This window comes from Candidatus Accumulibacter vicinus, from assembly GCF_000584955.1.
Taxonomy (GTDB): domain Bacteria; phylum Pseudomonadota; class Gammaproteobacteria; order Burkholderiales; family Rhodocyclaceae; genus Accumulibacter; species Accumulibacter vicinus.
The window spans coordinates 3048-5611 of the sequence record NZ_JDSS02000032.1; the positions used below are offsets into that span (position 1 = coordinate 3048).

The 2564-nt window shown below is 57.6% G+C and carries 4 protein-coding genes and 1 pseudogene; all 5 read left to right on the forward strand.

The features are described 5' to 3' along the window. A partial coding sequence (locus CAPSK01_RS23185; protein ID WP_337958596.1) for an RHS repeat-associated core domain-containing protein occupies positions 1-470 on the forward strand: 470 nt, incomplete at its 5' end. 29 nt (positions 471-499) lie between these two features. Continuing rightward, positions 500-739 (forward strand): hypothetical protein, encoded by a 240-nt coding sequence (locus tag CAPSK01_RS23190; protein ID WP_273703773.1) that lies wholly within the window; start codon positions 500-502, stop codon positions 737-739. Between the two features lie 52 nt (positions 740-791). Continuing rightward, on the forward strand, positions 792-1259 hold the full coding sequence (locus CAPSK01_RS15040) for a helix-turn-helix domain-containing protein (RefSeq protein WP_273703774.1): 468 nt from the start codon (positions 792-794) through the stop codon (positions 1257-1259). A 14-nt stretch (positions 1260-1273) separates the two neighbouring features. After that, entirely contained in the window at positions 1274-1789 is a 516-nt protein-coding gene (locus CAPSK01_RS15045; protein ID WP_034928430.1) for an IS630 family transposase, read from the forward strand. A gap of 201 nt (positions 1790-1990) precedes the next feature. Next, positions 1991-2564 (forward strand): annotated as a pseudogene (locus CAPSK01_RS23195) (RHS repeat protein); the annotation flags it as partial.

Genomic DNA, 2564 nt, shown 5'->3' on the forward strand with positions numbered 1-2564 from the left:
ACTACTTCAGGGATTACGATCCTTCCACCGGACGGTATGTGCAGAGCGATCCCATTGGGTTGGCGGGGGGGATTAATACTTACAGCTATGTTGGGGGGAATCCGCTGAGTTGGATCGATCCGCTAGGACTAGAAGCAAGTGGCCCATACGATCCTACTAAGACCTATTGTGGCAGTGGGTCTAATGAAGCTATTATTCCTGATTGGATTTATGGGATGAATATTAGTAGGGCATGCTACAACCATGATGTTTGCTATGAGCAATGCGGAAAAAGCAAACAACAGTGCGATTCTGAGCTGCGAAAAGACATAGAGGATATATGTGCAAAAGGACCATCCGGCAGTATTAGAGCGGAGTGCAACCGCATGGCCCGCCAATATGAGCGAGCTGTTCAGGCTTATGGTGGCGACGCGTATGCCCAAGCACAGAAAGAGGCACGAGCACGACAAGAAGGGCAGCGCAAAAAATGAGTGTCTGGTATTTATATGTAGGCGTGACTATGTTGCTTGTTTTGCTTTCTACGCTTCGTTGGAAAGACACTGACAGTAATGCGATAGCTTTGATTGTTTCTGTTGTCGTCGCTATCTCATCATTACCAATTGATTATTTCGACGATGGCATTCTTGACCCATTTTTTATATGGGCTATTGGGATTGTTTGGTTTGCATCCTTGATAGTTGGAATGCTCACAGGATGGTTAGTGCGAATGCTCATGAAGCAAGTAAGCTCTCCCCGTTAAATAGGCGAGTAGTGTACAATGCATCTTTATTGCATATTTGGTGTGGATGACGATGAAACTCAAGCCCCTGGAATTCTTGGAAGAGGAACGGTTGAAGCTGGAGTTGATCGTGAAGAAGGGCCGAGACTGGAGGGAGCGGGAACGTGCGCAGTCGATCCTGCTCCTTGGATCGGGGTTTGCGGTGAAAGAGGTGGCGAAGCAGCAGTCGGTGAGGTTGTATACGATCTACGAACGGCGGCAACGATGGCTGGGTGCTGGGTTTGCCTCATTGCCTGACCAGGCACGTTGCGGAGCGCCACAGAAGCTGACGGATGAGCACTTGGCCTTGGTGAAAGGATGGGCCAGCGAAGAAGCGCTGACGACGCCCGAGTTGTTGGTCAAACTGAAGGAGACCTGTGGTGTTGCGGTGCATCGCAATACCTTGAGCCTGGCCCTGAAGCAGATGAAGTTCGTGTGGAAGCGCACCCGACATAGTCTAAAAAAAAACGAGACGAGCAGAGATTCCGGGAATCCGCGTTAGAAATCAAGGAACTGTTGGCGGCGTCCGAACGAGGTGAAGTCGAAGTCGCGTATGTGGACGAAGCAGGCTTTGTGCAAGCCCAACCCAATCGCAGCGCTTGGACACCGGTGGGGGAGCGTCACATGATCTATGCCAGGCGTGGGCGGCGCCTGAATGTCGTGGGCGCCCTGCTATCGTCGGGCGACTTGTTCACGGTGAAGCGGTGGGAAACGATGACCGCCGTGCTCTTTGCCGCCTTCCTCGGCTTGTTGGTTCAACATGTCGGCAAGCCCTGGGTGGTGATTCTGGACAACGCTTCGGTACATAAGGCGAAGGCGATCCAGCCGATGCTGAAGCTACTGGCGCAACGGGGGCTGAAGTTGTACTTCCTGCCACCCTACAGCCCAGAACTGAACCGCATCGAAAAGCTGTGGCACAAGATGAAGTACACCTGGATGGCGTTCAAGGCCCGCGACGCCAAGACCCTCGAAGCCGATGTGGACCAGATCTTGACCGGCTTCGGAACAGACTACACGCTGAGTTTCTGTTAAGAGCTTAAGGGGCCAGGCTCGGATTGAAGCCCGCTGATGGCGGCACAACCACGACGTCCTCCTCAACCTCCGCCGCCGGCACCGACCTCGTCCTCCTGCTGCGTGGCGACGACCAGATCCAGGAGTTCGCCAACCGCGTGTCGACGATCGGTCAGCCAGACCGACTTCAACGGCCAGCTCACCACCTACACCTACGACCCGGTGCGCAACCTCGAAACCCAACGCATCGAAGCCTCCGGCACCCCCGAGCAACGCACCACCCGCACCGACTGGCACGCCACCTGGCGCCTGCCGCTACGCATCGCCGAACCCCTCAAGCGCACCACCTTCACCTACGACCCCGCCGGCAACCTCCTCACGCGCAGCGAACAGGCCACCCCCGACGCCAACGGCAGCCAGGGCTTCGCCGCCCCCCTGGTCGGCAGCCCGCGCACCTGGACCTGGACCTACAACAGCGTCGGCCAGGTCCTCACCGCCGACGGCCCACGCACCGACGTCGCCGACCTCACCACCTACACCTACTACGACCCCGCCGACCCCGACCCCGGCAAACGCGGCCAACTCGCCAGCGTCACCAACGCCCTCGGGCAGCGCAGCGACCTCACCGCCTACGACCTCAACGGCCGGCCGCTCACCCTGATCGACCCGAACGGCCTCGTCACCACCTTCACCTACGACCCGCGCGGCCGCCTCACCGGCCAGACCGTCGGCGACGAACACACCGCCTACACCTACGACCCCGCCGGCCAGCTCATCCGCCTCACGCTACCCGACA

Bases quoted from the DNA above. Each gene is read 5' to 3' on its own strand.
- CAPSK01_RS15040 (WP_273703774.1), top strand. From the start codon at position 792: ATGAAACTCAAGCCCCTGGAATTCTTGGAAGAGGAACGGTTGAAGCTG.
- CAPSK01_RS23190 (WP_273703773.1), top strand. From the start codon at position 500: ATGTTGCTTGTTTTGCTTTCTACGCTTCGTTGGAAAGACACTGACAGT.